General features: G+C 69.7%; 17 protein-coding genes. 12 read left to right on the top strand and 5 right to left on the bottom strand.

The genetic code is table 11. The features are described 5' to 3' along the window. Nucleotides 1–10 precede the first annotated feature (10 nt). Entirely contained in the window at nucleotides 11–1462 is a 1452-nt protein-coding gene (locus LZ199_RS07145; protein ID WP_253992886.1) for a tetratricopeptide repeat protein, read from the bottom strand. A 370-nt stretch (nucleotides 1463–1832) separates the two neighbouring features. Here LZ199_RS07145 and LZ199_RS07140 point away from each other — a divergent pair, with 370 nt between their 5' ends. Further along, nucleotides 1833–2240, top strand: coding sequence for a response regulator (locus LZ199_RS07140; protein ID WP_253992885.1), 408 nt, complete (start codon nucleotides 1833–1835; stop codon nucleotides 2238–2240). A gap of 24 nt (nucleotides 2241–2264) precedes the next feature. Here the strand turns inward: LZ199_RS07140 and LZ199_RS07135 are convergent, their stop codons facing one another. Continuing rightward, nucleotides 2265–2591: a PilZ domain-containing protein gene (locus LZ199_RS07135; RefSeq protein WP_253992884.1), complete on the bottom strand. Its 327-nt coding sequence runs from the start codon at nucleotides 2589–2591 to the stop codon at nucleotides 2265–2267. Nucleotides 2592–2863: 272 nt separating this feature from the next. Between LZ199_RS07135 and LZ199_RS07130 the strand changes: the two genes are divergently transcribed. From LZ199_RS07130 to LZ199_RS07080, 11 genes are all read left to right on the top strand, one after another. After that, nucleotides 2864–3295, top strand: coding sequence for a hypothetical protein (locus tag LZ199_RS07130; protein ID WP_253992985.1), 432 nt, complete (start codon nucleotides 2864–2866; stop codon nucleotides 3293–3295). 17 nt (nucleotides 3296–3312) lie between these two features. Beyond that, nucleotides 3313–3789, top strand: coding sequence for an ATP-dependent helicase HrpB (locus tag LZ199_RS07125; protein WP_253992883.1), 477 nt, complete (start codon nucleotides 3313–3315; stop codon nucleotides 3787–3789). Between the two features lie 13 nt (nucleotides 3790–3802). Beyond that, on the top strand, nucleotides 3803–4609 hold the full coding sequence (locus tag LZ199_RS07120; protein ID WP_253992882.1) for a flagellar M-ring protein FliF: 807 nt from the start codon (nucleotides 3803–3805) through the stop codon (nucleotides 4607–4609). 319 nt (nucleotides 4610–4928) lie between these two features. Beyond that, a complete protein-coding gene (locus tag LZ199_RS07115) occupies nucleotides 4929–5210 on the top strand; it encodes a hypothetical protein (RefSeq protein WP_253992881.1) in 282 nt (93 codons plus the stop codon). 148 nt (nucleotides 5211–5358) lie between these two features. Continuing rightward, nucleotides 5359–6507, top strand: coding sequence for a FliM/FliN family flagellar motor switch protein (locus tag LZ199_RS07110; protein ID WP_253992880.1), 1149 nt, complete (start codon nucleotides 5359–5361; stop codon nucleotides 6505–6507). Nucleotides 6508–6515: 8 nt separating this feature from the next. Beyond that, the gene (locus tag LZ199_RS07105; RefSeq protein ID WP_253992879.1) at nucleotides 6516–6929 is read left to right on the top strand and encodes a flagellar biosynthetic protein FliO; all 414 of its coding nucleotides are present in this window, start codon (nucleotides 6516–6518) and stop codon (nucleotides 6927–6929) included. Nucleotides 6930–6943: 14 nt separating this feature from the next. Next, nucleotides 6944–7648, top strand: coding sequence for a type III secretion system export apparatus subunit SctR (gene sctR / locus LZ199_RS07100; RefSeq protein ID WP_253992878.1), 705 nt, complete (start codon nucleotides 6944–6946; stop codon nucleotides 7646–7648). Between the two features lie 4 nt (nucleotides 7649–7652). After that, nucleotides 7653–7922, top strand: coding sequence for a flagellar biosynthetic protein FliQ (locus LZ199_RS07095; protein WP_163865258.1), 270 nt, complete (start codon nucleotides 7653–7655; stop codon nucleotides 7920–7922). Then, nucleotides 7919–8713 carry an EscT/YscT/HrcT family type III secretion system export apparatus protein gene (locus LZ199_RS07090; protein ID WP_253992877.1) on the top strand — a complete coding sequence of 265 codons (795 nt, stop codon included), beginning with the start codon at nucleotides 7919–7921 and terminating at the stop codon, nucleotides 8711–8713. The genes LZ199_RS07095 and LZ199_RS07090 overlap by 4 nt, the downstream gene beginning before the upstream one ends. After that, complete coding sequence (locus LZ199_RS07085; RefSeq protein ID WP_253992876.1) at nucleotides 8710–9759, top strand: EscU/YscU/HrcU family type III secretion system export apparatus switch protein; 1050 nt, start codon at nucleotides 8710–8712, stop codon at nucleotides 9757–9759. The genes LZ199_RS07090 and LZ199_RS07085 overlap by 4 nt, the downstream gene beginning before the upstream one ends. Beyond that, a complete protein-coding gene (locus tag LZ199_RS07080) occupies nucleotides 9756–11831 on the top strand; it encodes a flagellar biosynthesis protein FlhA (RefSeq protein ID WP_253992875.1) in 2076 nt (691 codons plus the stop codon). Before LZ199_RS07085 ends, LZ199_RS07080 begins: the two co-directional genes overlap by 4 nt. A 6-nt stretch (nucleotides 11832–11837) precedes the next feature. Here LZ199_RS07080 and LZ199_RS07075 read toward each other — a convergent pair whose 3' ends face one another. From LZ199_RS07075 to LZ199_RS07065, 3 genes are all read right to left on the bottom strand, one after another. After that, complete coding sequence (locus LZ199_RS07075; protein ID WP_253992874.1) at nucleotides 11838–12188, bottom strand: HU family DNA-binding protein; 351 nt, start codon at nucleotides 12186–12188, stop codon at nucleotides 11838–11840. Between the two features lie 124 nt (nucleotides 12189–12312). After that, nucleotides 12313–13695: a YhjD/YihY/BrkB family envelope integrity protein gene (locus tag LZ199_RS07070; protein ID WP_253992873.1), complete on the bottom strand. Its 1383-nt coding sequence runs from the start codon at nucleotides 13693–13695 to the stop codon at nucleotides 12313–12315. Between the two features lie 582 nt (nucleotides 13696–14277). After that, the gene (locus LZ199_RS07065) at nucleotides 14278–17142 is read right to left on the bottom strand and encodes an Rne/Rng family ribonuclease (RefSeq protein WP_253992872.1); all 2865 of its coding nucleotides are present in this window, start codon (nucleotides 17140–17142) and stop codon (nucleotides 14278–14280) included. Nucleotides 17143–17255: the final 113 nt, after the last annotated feature.

Below are 17255 nucleotides of genomic sequence, written 5' to 3'. Positions count from 1 at the left end.
GAAGGGCCGCTCAGCTCCGCTTGCCGGTGAGGCGGGCGAAGAGCCCGGGCTTGCCTCGGTCCTTGCGCTCAGCGGCGGAGGCCGCGGCCAGTCCGGCGACCTTCAGGAGGTTCTGCTGGAAGACGGTGTTGCCTGGCTCCAGCTCCACCGCGCGCTCCAGCAGCTTCGCCGCCCGGACGTAGTCCTTGCGCTGGTGGACGAGGATGAGGGCGAGCTTGCTGTGGAGCACGGCGGCCTCGGGGGCCTGGTCGATGGCCTTGGTGAGGACCTCGATGGCGCGGTCCACGTGGCCTCCCCGCTCCAGCCGCACCGCACGCTGGAGGAAGTCCTCCGTCGCCGACACGGGCACGGGCGCGTCCAGGGGCAGGGTGGGGCGCGCGGGGCGCGGGGCGCGCTCGGGCGCGGCGGGAGCGGCGGGCGCTGGGCTCGCCGTCGAGGGAAAGGGAGCGGCGGGCAGCGTGGGCGCCGAACTAGCGGTGAGGCGCGGGGCCGGTGCGGGACGCGGGGGCAGCGGCGGCACGGCGGGGGCCGTCACGGAGACTGGTGCGATGACGCGGGACGAGCCGCCCAACCCGTCAGGGCCTCCCCGCGTCGTCTGCGCGGGGCCGTTGCGCGAAGGGGTGGGCAAGGGCGGAGGGGCCTGTGGCGCCCTCGCGGGCGGCGCGGGCGTGCTGGGGTGGGTGACGTGCTCGGCGACATCGCCAGGCGGAGAGGGCTGACCGACGGCGGGCCGCATGTTGCGCGTCGGCTGCGGGCGTGACGCGGGCGGAGTGCTCGGGCGGGGCCGAGGGTCGGGCGTGGTGGCCCTGGGGGGGCGAGGCGCGGGTTGCGTGAGGGGCTCCTCGTCGCCGAGGGCCATCGGAGACAGCTCCTCGTCGCCGAGGGCCATGAGCATGGCGGGCCGCTCTCCCGTGAGCGTGGGGGCGTCCTCCTCCTGAAGGGTGGAGGGCTCCACGTCGTCGTCGAACCCGGGTGCCTCCGGGGTGAGGAACTCGCTGCCGTCCAACACGGGAAGCTCCTCCGTGCGGCTGCGCCGTGGCGGGCTGACAGGTGTGCGGTGCAGCTCCAGCACCCCCCGCTCCAGCAAGGCCTTGAGGACGACCTTCACCTCGATTTCAGGCAGCCGCGCCGCGAGCGCGAGCTGCGGGACGGCGTGAACTCCGTCGACGAAGGACGCGATGTGCGCCTCGAACGGGTGCAGGGGCTGCAACGCGATGTCCAGCCCGGCGCGCAGGTGCGGGACGGTGTTCGCATCCATGGGCACGGTGAAGCGCGCGGTGGCCAGGTCGTGCGCCGCGGCACGCTGGGGAGGAGGCCTGGGCACCTCCATGGTCCTGCTGCGCTGGGGCGGAGAGAGCAGGGCCCGGACGATGGTGGGCTCCGAGATGATGTACTCCCCGCTGGCCTGCTCCGGGTCCAGGAGCAACCCACAGTGCTCGCACTGGAAGTCGTCCCCTTCCACCGTCCCCCTGCACTCTGGACATTCTAGATTTGCGGCCATTTCAGACCCATCATAGCGCCCCAGGCCCCCCATCACCCGACGCCCCGGGGGGCGGGGTGGAGAGCAGGCCTGGGTGGGTGGTGCCGGGAGGGGAAGGCGGCTTCACCCCTCTGTCAGGCAGGCTGATGGGCGGGCGGGCGCGGAAGTCGGGCGTCCCAGTGGTCACGGGCTTACAGAGGGCCGATGCATGGTGCTCCACACAAATGTGGAGCGACCCTGGTGCGCGTGGTGTCGGCGGGGCTATACCGCGCGCGGCAGGTGGCACCGGCAGTGGGGGTGGCGCGCCCGCGAAGCTTTGTCCCTCTGAGGTCCAGAGTCGCGCCGGAGAAACATGGTTGGCATGTCCCAGGCACCCTTCCTCATCCTGCTCGTGGAGGACGAACCGGTCATCCGGGAGCTGGTGCGCTCGATGCTGAGCGACGGCACCGTGGAGGTGGTGTGCGCGGCCAACGGGCTGGAAGGGCTGAAGCTGGCGCGCAGCCGGAGCTTCAATCTCATCCTGATGGATGTCGTGTTGCCGCAGCTCGACGGCATCTCCGCGTGTCGCATCCTGAAGAGCGACCCCGTCACCGCGACGGTGCCGCTCTACATGCTCACGGCGAAGGCGAAGAAGTCGGACATGGAGAGCGCCACGCTGGCGGGCGCGGATGGCTACATCCACAAGCCCTTCCGAGGCGCGGAGCTGATGGCGCTGGTGGAGCGCCTGCGCCTGGCGCCGCCCCGCTCGGAGCAGGCCTGACGAGACGGGGAGGGACGTCCCCGCTCAGGGCAGGCGCGGGTGGAGGAAGCGCGCCAGGGCGATGAGGTCGTCCCAGTCGAGCTCGCCGAACTCCAGGGCCACGCCGTCCGCTTCGCGGCGGCGGATGGTGCAGGTGGTGACGATTTCCTTGTCGCCCGGCAAGGGCAGGCTCAGCGTGAGCTGACGTTGGGCGTCGCCGGGGTGCGCCAGCAGGAACAGGCCGGCCATGGAGACGTCTCGAGCGCGAGCCATGACGGCGCGTCCAGGCAGGAGCACCTTCACGGGAAGGGCCGCCTCGACGCGCGGGTGGAAGCGCTCGGCGATGGGGGGTCCGCCATTGGAAGTGTGCATCGGCTCGGCTCCTCACGACTGCGACAGGGTGCGACAACTCTGAGGCAGCTTGCGTGCGAGGCAAGTTTCCGTCCGTGTGGCTCCGTCCCATCGGCTGGACGCTCTTCCCGGGCCTGGGAGCTTCAGGCGCGCGCGTGTCGTGGCCAGGCGCGCGGGATTGCTTGGGTTTTCGGCTGGCACGTCGCCTGAACAGCCCCGCCGGCACCCGTTGCCGGAGGCAGCACTTGGAACCGAACCACCGCAGGCTTCAGTCCCTCAACATCACCGCCACGATGCCCCGGCAGACGCCGCGCAATGACTTCGGCACGGTGCTGGCGCACGCGGCGCATCAGGTGGTGAGCAAGGGGGCGGGAATCGTGGGCGGGATGATTCCGCAGGGGCCCATCCTGAGCGCGGCCGTCTCCAGCACGAAGATGGCCATCTCCTCGGTGGTGCCGATGGGGACGACCACGTCGGGAGGGTCCGCGTCGGCCGTGTCGACGTCGGCCGCGGGGGCCTCGCTGGGGACGCCGACGGGCAACGGGGACGCGTGGGACTTGCTGGAGGCGCAGAAGGCGCTCAGCGCGGACGGCCAGAAGTTCAACGCGGCCTATCTGCAGCTCCAGAACGAGATGCAGCGGGAGAGCCGTGAGCACAACGCCATCTCGAACATCATGAAGGTCCGTCACGACTCGGCGAAGGCCGCCATCAACAACATCCGCTGAGAGGGGCGCGGCGAGCCATGAGCGTGGACAAGGTGGGAGCAGTGGGCGGCGCGGGCCCGGCGTCGGTGGAGCCCGGCCGGGAGAGATTCGGCGAGGTGTTGGAAGGCGTCCGAGGGCCGGCGCGCGAGGCGACGCCGTCAGTGACGACAGAAGGCGCGGCGCGTCCGGCCGTCGAGGCCTCGCGTGGCGTGACGCGGGCCGAGGGGACGCAGGCGTCGGCGGGATGCGCGGAGGTGAAGCAGGGGACGCGAGTGGACTCCGTCCAGACGGCGCGAGAGCAGCAGGCCGCACAGGCCTTGGAGCGGGTGGGGCAGGCGCAGAAGCGGTTGGACCGCATCCTGGAGCTGGCGGAGTCGGGGCGTGACTTCACGCCCGGGGAGCTGCTCGCGTTGCAAGCCCAGGTCTATCGGGCGAGCCAGGAGCTCGACCTCGCTGGCAAGGTCGTCGAGAAGGCGACCGGTGGCGTCAAGCAGGTCCTCCAGACGCAGGTTTGAGGAGCGCGTGCACATGGCTTCGAGTGACCGACGCTGGCTTCTCTTCCTGTGTCTCCTGTTCGCCACCGCGTGCCGGGAGCGCATCCAGCACGGCCTGGATGAGCGACAGGCCAACGAGCTGCAATCCGTGCTCATCGAGCGCGGCCTCGATGCGCGCAAGGTGCCCGAGGGGGGCAAGAAGCCCTCCTGGGCCATCGAAGTCACCGGAGAACAGTCCTCGGATGCGGTGCGAGTGCTCGCCGAACTGGGGCTGCCGAGGCCGGCGGCGGAGGTCGGCTGCGACGTCTTTGGCGGCGGAGGCCTGGTGCGCACGCCGGTGGAAGAGGGGGTGTGCAGGGTGAGGGTGCTGGAGCGGGGGTTGGAGAAGACGCTCCAATCCGTGGAGGGGGTGCTGCTGGCGCGCGTCCACCTGATGGTGCCTCCCGTGCCCAGGCCCGGACAGGTCGCGGTGCCTTCCAAGGCGTCGGCGATGCTGCGCGTGACGCCGGGCAGTGTGGCGAGGGTGCGGCAGTCCTCGGACGTCTTGAAGGCGCTCCTGGCGGGAGGGGTGGAGGGGCTCTCCCCGGAGTCTGTATCGCTGCTCGTGGACGAAGTGGCCGTGAGGGTGGAGGTGGCTCCGGCGAGTGGCCTGTCGTCCCTGTCCAGGCTGCGGTGGTTGCTTGCGGTGCTGGGGGTGTTGGTGACGGGGCTGTCAGGAGCCTTGGTGTGGGTGACGCTGCGGATGCGCCACTATCGGGAGCAGCGCGTGGTGCCTCCCCCCGCGCCGCCAGTGCCCGCGCGTCCCGTGCTCTCGCCTGGAGCGGCTCGCAAGGTCGCCTGAGCAGGCAACGGAGGTTCTCATCATGGATGCGACACGTGTGGGCCGGGCCGCGCGCCTGGCGAGGAGCGGTGTGCCCGCTCCAGCGAGGGAGCTGGGACCTGCGCCAGGGGATGAGCAGCGACTTGTTCCTGTGGAGGAGCCGGTGCCTGTTCGGGCGGAGGAGGCTCCGTCTGTTCGAGCGCGGGTTCCACTGGCGGATCAGGCGACGACGATTCGACGTCAGCCTCCGAGTCTCCCGCTGGAACGCTATGCGCTGGTGACGTGGGTCCTGGGTCGAGAGCGGGCCGAGGAGCTTCTGGAGGGGTTGGGAACGGAGGCCTTGAAGCGAGCGAAAGCGCACCTGCGGCGCATCGTCGCGATGCCCTCGGCCCAGCGACAGGCGAAGGTCGCGAAGGAGTTCGGGGAGCGGAGCGACGCAGCGACACGGCTGAAGGCCTTGATGGACGAGGCGCCGGAGCCGCTTCGCAAGGAGGTGTTCCGGCGCCTCCCGCCCTATCACCGGACCCTGTTTCCCGGCCGGATGGAAGCGCCCGCGGACCCGTTGGCTCCTCCGCTGCTGGCCGCGCTCGCGGAGCGACTCATCCGGGAAGCCACGCGCTGACGTCCTCGCGTGTAGCCGTCCTGGCTCGCGTACCCGGCATCCCGCGTGCGGATGCCGATGCATCGCAAACCCGCGTCACCACGAGCGCGTCTCCTGGCGGGAGGCGTGCACGAGCGGGGTGTCACCTCTTGCCGCTCACGAACCTTCGATGAACCCCGATACCGAGCCCTCCCTGTCTCCTCCCATGCCTCGTCGACTGCGTCGGCTGGGGGCGCGCCGGTTGAGCCGAGCGCACCTCCTGCTTTCACGAAGGCCCCGTGTGGCCGGGCTCGGGCGCGAGGCTTTGGGCGATATCTGTGTGGCGTTGGCCCGGGAGCTGGGGTGTCCGGTGACAGCGGAAGCCCGGCTCTTGGATGCCGTGGTCTCGTCCGCGAGTGGGCTGGCGAGGCCCGCGGTCTTCATCCTGCTGGAGCTGTCGGCGGTGGGGGGCGTGGCCGTGCTGGAGTTGGAGCCCGCGCTGGCGGTCGCCGCGTTGGAGCGAATCGCCGGGTCGGGAGGCAGGTCCGGGGTGGTAACGGAGCTGGCGCGACTGGAAGAGGCGACGCTGGCGTACCTCGTGCTGGTGGCGCTCTCCGCCGTGCGCTCCAAGTCACCGCTGTATCCCGCCCTGGCGCCGCGTCTGTCCGCGATGACGATGCGGCGTGAAGACGTCGCGTTGCGCCTTCGGGGGCGACAGTCGCTGGTGGGTGTGGAGCTGGATGTGATGGTGGGGCAGGTGCGCGCGGGCGGACGGTTGTTGCTGCCTGCTTCCGTGCTTCAGGGCGTGGCTCAGGCGTTTCCCGTGGAGCGAGTCACGGACGTCGCCCCGCAGGTGCTCGCCGCGACGCTCAAGCTGAGGTGTCTCCTCGGGCAGACGCCGCTGTCGTCGCAGGCGATGGACGCGCTCGCGGTGGGAGACGTCGTGGTCTTCGAGGGCGTGCGTCGCGAGGACACGCGCCTCTTCGGCCCCGGGAGGCTGGTGGCCCGGGGCTTCTCTCTCTCGGGGACGTTTCAGCCCGAGGGTTTCTCGCTGACCCGCGCGCGTGTCCGCGCGCATTTCCAGGAGTCGAACATGGTGGTCGTGAATGAGCGGAGCGAGGGCATTCCCCCGCTCCCGGTGGACGTGGAAGTGGAGCTGACGCGGGTACTGGTCCCTCTCTCGGAGCTGGCGGCGTTGAGGCCGGGTGTCTTGCTTCCGCTGCACATCAACGCCAGCGAGCCGGTGTTGTTGCGCGTGGGAGACCGTGTGGTGGCGCGCGCCGAATTGGTGGACCTCGAGGGCGAGGTGGGTGCCCGTGTCCTGGCCCTGTTGCCGTGAGTGAGCCCATGCGCATTCCGAACGCTTCGCTCTCGCCCCGAGCGCGTCTCCAGGTCGCGACGCTGCTCGTCCTCGGGTTGGCCTTGCTGGGGCCCCTGGGCGGGGTGTCCGTGGTGTCCACGGCTCGATGGCTCCTGGTGCTGGCAGCACTCAGCGGCCTGGGCTGGTGGTGGTTTCGACGGGGCGCCTCGGGGGCACGCGTGGCGAGCGTGGAGCGGATGCAGGTCATCTCCCGAGCGGGGCTCTCTCCTCGCTGCGGCCTGGCGTTGGTGGAGGTCGAGGGACGGGGATTTCTCGTGGCCTTCGGAGATGCGTTCGCGGAAGTCCATGCGCTGCCCGAGCGGGAGGCGGAACCCGGGATTCTCGCTCAGGCACGTCGACCGCGTCCGGGGCGTGGGCTCCGCAAGGGAATGCAGTCATGACGGGGGGCTGGGGAATGCTCTCGCCGGTCCTGGCCGTGGCGTCGCAAGGCGCGCTCAGCCAGCAGTCCTACGCGGGAAGCCCGCTGTCGATGATGGGGATGTTGGCGATGATGTCCCTGTTGCCGTTCGCGGTGTTGATGCTGACGAGCTTCTCGAAAATCGCGGTGGTGTTGTCGCTGGCGCGCTCGGCGATGGGGACCCAGCAGGCGCCGCCCACGCTGGTGCTGACGGGGCTGGCGGCGGTGCTGACGGGCCACATCATGGCGTCGGTGATGGAGCGGACATACGACGCGGGGCAGCTCGCCTATCAGGAACTGGAGGCCGGCTCCGGCGTGAAGATTCTCGATGCAGCGGCCCGGGTGGCGGAACCGCTGCGGGCCTTTCTCGTGAAGCACGGGAGCCCCGAGGAGCGGGCTCGTTTCGTGGACCTGGCGCGGGAGCTTCGTCCCCCGGAGGAAATGGACGCGGTGAAGGAGACGGACCTCTTCGTCATCATTCCCGCCTTCGTCCTCACCGAATTGAAGGAGGCCTTCCAGATTGGCTTCCTCGTGTTCCTCCCGTTCCTGGTGCTCGACATGGTCATCGCCAACGTGTTGCTCGCGTTGGGGATGCAGACGCTGTCGCCCAGTCAGGTGAGTCTGCCTTTCAAGATTCTTCTCTTCGTGGCCGTGGATGGGTGGTCGCTGCTCGCGCGCGGCCTCATCCTCGGTTACCGGTGATGCGATGACCCAGGATGTGTTGTTGAGCCTGGGACGCGAGGCGTTGTTGTTGATGGTCCTCGCATCCTTGCCACCCATTGGCGCGAGCTTGGTGGTGGGCTTCCTTTCGAGTCTGTTCCAGGCGACGACGCAGCTCCAGGAGAGCACGTTGTCCGTGGTGCCGAAGCTGTGCGCGGCGGTGGTGGCATTGGTGCTCGCGGGGCCATGGATTGCCGCGCAGCTCACGCGATTCACCCACCAGCTCCTGATGCTCATCTCCGAGGTGTCGGCATGAATCTGGAATTGCTGCGCGCTCAACTGGAGACGCTGGGGCCTGATGCCGTCGCGGTGGCGCTGTGTGCCGCTCGGCTTCTGCCCGTGGCCTTTCTGTGTCCGCTGTTGGGGGGACAGGCCACGCCCACCCCGGTGCGACTGGGGTGGGTGTTGTCGCTGTCGCTCTTCTTGCGCGCGGAGGGAGGCGTTGGGACGGCGCAGCCTGTGACGTCGTCCTTGGAGTTGGGAGGTCTGGTGTTGCGCGAGCTGGCGTATGGCGTCTCGATGGGGCTGGTCGCGGCGCTTCCGTTTGATGCGGCGCGAATCGGCGGACGGTTCATCGACCTGCTTCGTGGGACGTCCGCCGAGGCGAGCCTGCCGCTCGCGGGGAGCCGGGAGTCGGCCACGGGCGAGGGGCTCTACCACCTGCTGGTGGGACTGGCGACGTCGGGGGCGGTGGCACCCCTGGTCCTGGGGGCACTGGTGCGTGGCTTTGGCGTGGTGAAGCTGGGGGCCTTCGTGCCCACGGAAGCGGCGACGTTGCACGTCGTCGTCCTCGCGGGTGGCGCACTGGCCACGGGGCTGGCGGTGGGGGCGCCGATGGCGGCGGCGATGCTGGCGGTGGACTGCTTCCTGGCCCTGGCCTCTCGCGCGGCGCCGCAGGTGAATCTTCAAGAACTGGGGGCTCCGCTGCGAATCCTGGGGGGCGGCGTGGTGCTGTGGCTGGGAATCGGGGTGCTGTGTGAGCGACTGCTGGCGGAGGTGCTCTCCTCGGAGGGGGCGCTCTCGTTGCTGGGGGCCCTGGCGCAATGAGTGGAGAGAAGACGGAGTTGCCGTCGGGCCGACGTCTGCGCGAGGCCCGACGCAAGGGGCAGATTCCCCGCAGCCGGTTGTTGTCCTCCAGCGCGGTGACCTTGGGCGGAGTGCTCGGCTTCGGCTCGGGAGCGGTCGGGATGTCCACTCGGCTCGAGGAGTGGACGTCGAGGTTGTTCCTGGAGCAGCAGCTCACGGGTGCCTTGGAAGAAGGACTCTGGATTTTCGTGCGCCTGAGCGCACCCGCGCTGGGGGGCGCATTCGCCGCGTCACTGGCGGTCTCCATGGCCACGGTGGGCTTCGAGATGGACCCGAGCCATATGTCGCCGAAGCTGGAGCGGGTCAGTCTCTCGTCGGGGCTGAAGCGTCTGTTCAGCGTGAAACCCGTGAAGGAGCTGGGCAAGGCGTTGGTGGTGGTGGCGGTGGTGGGAGGCCTCGTCTGGAGTGAGGTGGAGTCGGTCGGTCCGGACGCGCTGCGGACGGCCTGGCTGGCCGGGCGCGAGGGACTGCCACTCATGCTGGAGCAGCTCGTGGCGCTGATTCGCCGCGTGGCCTGGGTGCTCCTGGTGCTGGGCATCGGGGACTACGTGCTCGCCAGGAAGAGTCATTTGCGCGAGCTGATGATGAGTCGCGAAGAAGTGAAGCGTGAGCACAAGGAGAGTGAAGGGGACCCGCGCCACAAGGGGCAGCGAAGGGCCTTGCACCGTCAACTGGCGCAGGGCGGCCCGGCGCGCGGGGTGCAAAAAGCCACGGCGGTGGTGGTCAACCCGACGCACCTCGCGGTCGCCATCCGCTACGACGCTCGGGAGAGCGAGGCGCCCTACCTCGTGGCGAAAGCGCGAGAGGAAGACGCGCTGGCGCTGCGGGAGGAGGCCCAGCGGCTCGGGGTGCCGGTGGTGCGGGATATCCCGTTGGCGCGAAGCCTCATTCACTACGACATCGGGGAGCCCATTCCCGAAGAGCTGTACCAGGCCGCGGCGGTCGTCTTGCGCACGGCGATGGAGTCGCGGGACGCGGACGAAGCAGCACGGAGACAGACATCATGAAGGTGCTCGCGAAGTGGTTGATGAAGGTGCGCAGCTCGTCGGACCTCGTGCTGGCGGTGGCGATGGCCGTGGTGCTGGGAGCGCTCATCATTCCCCTGCCGGCGTGGCTGCTGGACGTGGGGTTGGCGGTGAACCTGGCGGTGGCTGTAGCCCTGCTGGTGGCGTCCCTGCGGGCCAAGGACGCGCTGAAGGTGACGTCCTTTCCTTCTCTGCTGTTGTTCACCACGCTGTTCCGGCTGGCGCTCAACGTCTCGTCCACGCGACTGGCGCTGGCGGAGGGGCACGCGGGCGACGTCATCCAGGCGTTTGGTGAGTTCGTCGTGCAGGGGGACTACGTGGTCGGTGGCGTGGTGTTCGCCATCCTCTCGTTGGTCCAGTTCCTGGTGGTGGCGAAGGGCGCTGAGCGCGTCGCGGAGGTGTCCGCCCGTTTCACCCTGGACGCGATGCCGGGCAAGCAGATGTCCATCGATGCGGACCTGCGCGCGGGGGCCATCGACCAGGCCCAGGCCCGGAAACGGCGGAGGGACCTGGAGCGGGAGTCGCAGATGTTCGGCGCCATGGATGGCGCGATGAAGTTCGTGAAGGGAGACGTCATCGCGGGCCTCGTCATCGTCGCGGTGAACCTGCTCGGCGGCTCGCTCATCGGCGTACTCCAAGGGGGGATGACGCTCTCCGAAGCCGCGTCGACCTTCGCGCTCATCGCCATCGGTGATGGCCTGGTCTCCCAGGTGCCCTCCCTGTGCATCACCGTCGCGGCGGGCCTCGTCGTCACCCGGGTCGCGTCCGAGCATGAGGACGACTCGCTGGGCTCCGAGATTGGTTCGCAGTTCTTCGGGGATGCCCGGACGCTCTGGGTGGTCGCGGGCCTGTGTGTCGCGCTCGCGCTGATGCCGGGCATGCCTCACCTGACCTTCCTGCTGTTGGCGGCGGGACTGGTCGGACTGGGGCGGGTCCTGAAGCGCGGTGTTCATCGAGGAGAGGCGGCGAAGGGGGCAGGCGCCGCGACAGGCTCCAAGGCAGGGGACTCGGAGAAGGAGGGCGCGGCTCCAGAGCGCACGGTGGTTCCGGTGGGCGTGTCTCCCCTTACGTTGGACCTCGCTCCGGACCTGACGGCGCTGGCCCAGGCGTCCGCTGGCGCCTTCGTCCACAAGACGTTGAACGCCGTGCGCGACGAGCTCTTCTTCGAGCTGGGGGTGCGCATCCCTGGCATCCGGGTGAGGACGCAGGCCGCATACCTGTCTCCTGGTGAGTACCGAATCCTGGTGGATGAAGTGCCAGCGGGAGGCGGACAGGTGCGCGTGGAGGGGCTCTATGCGCTGGCGCCTCCCGACGAGCTCGCATTCCTCCAGGTGAAGGCGGACCCGGCGGTGGAGCCCTCGACGGGAAGGACCATCAGCCACATTCCTGACGCCGGCCGGGGGCCGGTGGAGTTCGCTCAGGTCCAGGTCCTTCGTCCCGACGAACTGCTCGCGGACCATCTGCGAGGCGTGTTGCGGAGCCGGGCCGCGGACCTGCTGGGACTCCAGGATGTCCAGGCGCTGCTGGATGGCTTGGAGCCCCGCGCGCCAATGCTGGTGAAGGAGGCGCTGCAGAAAGTCCCCCTGCCGCTGCTGGCGGATGTGCTGCGAAAGCTCCTCCAGGAGGGAGTCAGCATTCGAGACCTGCGAGCCATCCTGGAGGCGCTCGTCTCACCCACCACGGAAGGCGACGCCGTCGCGCTCGCCGAACGTTGTCGCCAGGCCCTGCGCCGCTACCTCAGCCACAAGTTCGCGCCCACCGGGCCGCTGTACGCGTACCTCGTGGACCCGGAGGTGGAGGAAATCCTGCGGTCCACGGGTCCTCGGGGACCCGCGCCAGACCCGGAGCGCGTGGCGGAAATCCTGGAAGGCGTCCGACAGGTGGCCACCGGTGGAAAGGCCGTGCTGCTCACCGCGCCAGACGTCCGGCGGTCGCTGCGGAGGCTCTGCGAGGGGGCGTTTCCCGAAGTGGCCGTGCTCACCTATGGGGAGCTGGACGGGGCCCTTCAGATTCGGCCCATCGGCAGGCTTTCGCCCGTGCCGATGGGGTCCTGAATCGACTCAGAGGCCCGTGCCGGTGCTGCCGGGGCTCTTGGTCTCAGGGGAGGGCAAATCGCTCTGGGCCTGCTGGGGTGCGGGACGGTTGACCCTGTCGCGCAGCTCCTTGCCGGTGCGGAAGAGCAGGCCACGCTTGGGCTTCACCGGGATGACCTGACCCGTCTTCGGGTTGCGTCCCTGGTAGCCCTGGTAGTTCTTCACGTGGAAGGCGCCGAGACCGCGAATCTCGATGTTCTCACCGCGACACAGGGCATCCTTCATCGACTCGAAAATCGTCTCGATGGTGGCCTCAGCCTGCTTCTGCGTCACGCCTCGCTTGGCCACGAGGATGTTGATCAGATCGGACTTGAGCATCGGACGCTCCCGCAAACCCGGTGACCCCTTGGCGACAGGGCACTGTGGCCCGTGGTGAATCAGGAAAACATAACAGAACGCGCCGGCACTGCAAGCAGGGTGGACTCCCAACCACCTAGAAACTTTACGGATTTCCGCCTGCCGCCACCTTGGCGGGCGCCGAGGGGGGCGCTTCGGCCAGTCCAGGCCGCAGGGGCGCCACCAGGTCGGTCCACCGTGTCTGTCGCAGTCGCTCGACGCCGAGGCAGTCCGCCTCCTGGAAGAAGTGCTCGACCTGCTCGAAGCCCGAGGCTCGCGGTCCATCCCAGGTATCCGCGCCTCCAGAAATCATCACCCCGTGCACCGCGAGGGTGGTGTCGGCGAGGGTGAGAGAGGCCGGGTCCCTGGCGGGCCGCAGACCTCCCCGGCGCTGGCGCTCCAGGAGGCCGGCGGCTTCCATGCGGTCCACGACTTCGTGGACGAGCGACTCGGGGACCCGGAGCCGGGTCGCCAGCTCGCGAGGCGTGGGGGCCATGCCTCCGTCCACCCACGTCAGGGTGGTCTCCTGGGCGATGCGGGAGGCCACCAGCTCATGGGCGCGCGGGTGGGTGCCGAACGCGAAGAGCGAGTCCCGGAACGCGGTGTGCTCGACGGCGTAGGAGAGCCGGGCGCCAAAGAGCAGCAGCAGCCAGCTCACGTAGACCCACGCGAGGAAGAGGGGCAGGGCGCTCAGCGAGGCGTAGAGCAGGTTGTACTGGAAGCTGCGCGCGGCGAACTCGGCGTAGAGGGACTTGGCCACCATCCATCCGAGCCCCGCGACGAGCCCTCCCGCCAGGGCGGAGCGCACCCGGACGTGCGCGTAGGGCGTCCAGTAGTACAGCATCGTCAGGCCCACCACCGCGATGAGCGTGGTGCCCAGCGCGATGAATGCGCCGGGATACGGCAGGCTCTGCAGGACGCCGCGCACCGCCCGGGTTCCGGTGAAGGACGCGGCCAGGAAGATGGGACCCAGCAGCAACAGCCCGGCGTAGATGAGCAGGCGGATGCCCCACGGGCGCTGGCGCCGGATGCCCCACAGCTCATTCACCGCGCCGTCGATGTGGCGCAGCAGCGAACCGGCGGACAGGAGGATGGCCAGGAAGCCGATGCTGCCAATGGCCACCGAGTTGCCCTGGTCCAGCAGCCGGTTGAGCACCGCGGCGGACTTCTCCTGGACCCCCGGCGCGAGCAGCTCGCGGACGACGGAGCGCAGGCGCTCCTCGAAGCGGTCCTGGTGGAAGGCGTTCAGCAGCACCAGGCCCACCGTCAGCAGGGGCACCAGCGAGAACATGCTGATGTAGGTGAGGGCGGCGGCGCGAAGCCGGAGATTCTCTCCCCGAAACCCCTGCGTCACGGTGCTCGCGGCGAGCACCGTGTCCGTGGCGAAGCGGCCCAACGGCGTGCCTTCCACCGGAGCCCAGACGCGCAGGGCCCAGGCCCGCAGCCGGTCCCGGGTGGTTCTCAGCCACGAAAATGGAGACGGAGCCACGGCCAGCCTCAGGTGCGCCAGCCCGCGAAGGGACGAGCCCCTCGGTGGCAGGGGATGAAGAGGCTGAGGGAGGCTTCGAGCGGAGCGGAGCTGAGGGTCATCCGGGACTGAAGTGGGGCAGGGAAGCCGACGACGCTCCGCGACATGGAGCCGCAAGGCTAGCCAAACCCGAGCCTCCTGGGCCAGCCCACCCCCGGAACGCCGCTGTTCGGGGCACACCTCCCGACATCTCCGCCCGGCCCGGAGGGCGGGAGTGAGGTGAGAAGCCAGCACTGACTCGGCCCACGAATCGGAGCTGAGGGGGGGTGATGGTGGTGTCCTGGGGACGTCTCGACAGAGGACCTGACAGTCGTTCCGGGCTCGAACCTCGTTGCCCAGGCGCCGTGGGACCTTGCTGGCGGGAGTCCGCGCGCGAGCGTCTGGCTCTAGCGAACGGAGTCTCGAACTCGCCCCGGCTTCGAGCCTGGGGCAGGCCGCCCTCGTGTGAAAGAGGGCGGCTTCAAGCTCAGCCCCCGCCACTCAACGAGGCGGGGACTCGGTGGGATGGGGATGCGTTGGCATCACCCACCCCACCGGGGTGCATCAGGTCGTGCCGCCCGAGGGCTCCGAGCCGCCCTGGCCAGAAGAGGCCGGAGGCGTCGAGCTGCCACCGCCCTCGTTGCCGCCTCCACTTGATGAGCCCTGGCCACCACCGCCGCGCTCGCCACGGCGCTCGCCGCCACGGTCCGCACGCTCGCCGCGTTCTCCTCGGTCGCCGCGCTCGCCACCACCGCGTTCGCCGCGTTCGCCGCCACCGCGCTCGCCGCGCTGCTCGCCACCACCGCGCTCGCCGCGTTCGCCGCCACTGCGCTCGCCGCCGCGTTCACCGCGCTCACCACCACCACGCTCGCCGCGCTCGGCACCACCGCGCTCGCCACCACGGTCTGCACGCTCGCCACGCTGCTCACCGCCGCGCTCTCCTCGGTCGCCGCGCTCGCCACCACCGCGCTCACCGCCGCGCTCGGCACCACCGCGTTCACCACCCCGGTCTCCGCGAGGACGGTCTCCGCCGCGCTCCGGGCGTCGGCCACCACCGCCGCCACCGCCGCTGCCACCCCGGTCATCCCGCCGTTCACCGCCGCTACGGTCCCGGTCCCTGCCACCGCCTCGGCGGTTCTGGTCCTGGCGTCCGAAGCCGCCGCTGTCCGGCTTGCGATGCTGCATCGCCAGCTCGCCATCACCCGAGCCCGGCGATGAGGCCACCTTGTGCTCGGGCCCCGTGGCCGAGCGTCCATAGATGTCGTACTGCTCGCGGTGGTAGTTCTGCTGCGCCTTGACCTGGATGGACTTGTTGTAACGGTCCATCAGGTGCCGCAGCTCGTTGCGCTCCTCACCCTGGAGCAGGCGCGCCACTTCCGCGTTGCAGTTGATGACCAGCGTGGAGTCCTTGTAGCCCGGCGCCTCCCGGCGAATCTCCCGGAAGATTTCGTACGCCACCGTGGTGGCCGTCTTCACGAAGCCGTTGCCGTCGCAGTACGGGCAGTCCTCGTGCAGCACGCGGCCAATGGACTCGCGCACGCGCTTGCGCGTCATCTCCACGAGGCCCAGCTCGGAGATGCGCAGCACGTTCGTCTTCGCCTTGTCGCGGCCCAGCGCCTCCTGCAGCGACTTGAAGACCTTGTCCCGGTTCTGCGCCTTCTCCATGTCGATGAAGTCGCAGATGATGATGCCGCCGATGTTGCGCAGCCGGAGCTGGTAGACGATCTCCTTGGCCGCCTCGACGTTGATCTTGGTGATGGTCTCCTCGAGGCTCTTCTTGCCGACGTAGCGGCCCGAGTTGACGTCGATGGCGGTGAGCGCCTCGGCCTGGTCGATGATGAGGTAGCCGCCGCTCTTCAGCCACACCTTGCGCTGCGTGGCGCGCTGCAGCTCCTGCTCGATGCCGTACGCGTCGAAGACGGTGTCGTCACCCTCGTGCAGCGCCACCCTGTCCCGCAGCGCCGGGTCCTGCGCCGTCACGAAGCCGAGGATTCGCTCGTACTCCTCGCGGTCGTCGACGACGAGCTTCTCCACGTCGTGCGCGAACAAGTCACGCGTGGCGCGAAGGATGAGGTCCAGGTCCGGATGCAACAGGCCCGGTCCGCCCCGCTTCTCGTTCTTGCGGACGACCTGGTTCCACACCTCGATGAGGAACCGGATGTCGCTCTCCAGCTTCTCCTGCGGCACGTTCTCCGCCACCGTGCGCACGATGAAGCCCGTCCCGGGCGGACGCAGCCGGTCCACGATTTCACGCAGCCGCCGGCGCTCCTTCTCATTGGAGATGCGGCGGCTGATGCCCACGTGGTCCACCGTGGGCATGAACACGAGCTGACGGCCCGGAATCGAGATGTGCGAGGTGAGGCGCGCGCCCTTCGTGCCGATGGGGTCCTTGGAAATCTGGACCACGACCTCCTGGCCCACCTTCAGCAAGTCTTCAATCTTGTCCGTGCGGCGCTGCTTGACCTTCTCCTTGCCGCCCTCTTCGTGCTTGTCCCGGCGCTTCTCGTCGCCCTTGTGCCGGCCCTTGTCCTTGTCCTTCTCCCGGGCGCGCGGCTCACGCGCCTCCCGGGCCTCGCGCGGCGCACGGCGCTCGCCAGAGACCTCGGCCGGACGCGCGGCCACGGCCGACTCGTCGCCCGTCGGAGAGGGCATCAGCTCGCTCAGCGCGGTGGCCGCGTGCGGCGGCGGCTCGGGCGGCAGCATCGCCACGGCCAGCGCGGCGGCGGTGGCTTCGTCGGACAGGGGCGCGGCCTCGGCCGGAGCCTCGGACGGGCTCTCCGCCGCGGGGGCCTCGAGCACCGCGACGGCCACGGACGCCGTCTCCAGCGCGGGCGCCGCCGACTCGCCGGCGGACACGGTGACCTCCGTCACCTCCACCGACACGGACGCCTCGGCTACCGCCGTGGGAGCCTCGGCGGAAGGCTCGCCGCCCGGGGCGGGGGCCTCGGCGCCAGACGCCAGCTCGAGAGACGGGGCATTCGCCGCCAGCTCCAGGAGGGTGTCGCGCGGCAGGGACTCGGTGCGGTGGGCCTGGTCCTCACCCGCCAGCTCCGCGGCTTCCGCCTCCACGTCCACGACGTGGCTCGGACCCGCGTCCCGGGCCGCTTCTTCAGCGGCGTCGGCCTCGGACTCGGTGGGAACGTCGGGGGCGTCCTCGTGCTCTCCCTCCGTCAGCTCGAACTGGGCCCGGGCGAAGTCCGGGTCGTAGACGACATCGCTGACGTAGAGGAAAGCGGCCTTCTCCAGGCCGATGTCCACGAAGGCCGCCTGCATGCCGGGGAGCACCCGGACCACGCGGCCCTTGTAGATATTTCCGACGACGCCCTTGTCCTTCTTACGCTCGAGATAGAACTCCGCGATGTGCCCGTTCTCGACGAGCGCCACGCGGGTCTCCCGACCCGCGGCGTTGATGACGAGGATGCTGCTCATGGACGAATCCTGGACGCGCGCGCGGTAGGGCGGACCTCACCGGACGGGAGGCGGCAAGACGCCGCGCCTCCGAGCACGCTGCGAAGGGAGAGGCGGCCTCCGGTGGCACTCCA

The sequence above is a fragment of the Myxococcus qinghaiensis genome (genome assembly GCF_024198215.1).
GTDB lineage: Bacteria > Myxococcota > Myxococcia > Myxococcales > Myxococcaceae > Myxococcus > Myxococcus qinghaiensis.
This window is presented reverse-complemented; position numbering and strand designations above follow the sequence as displayed.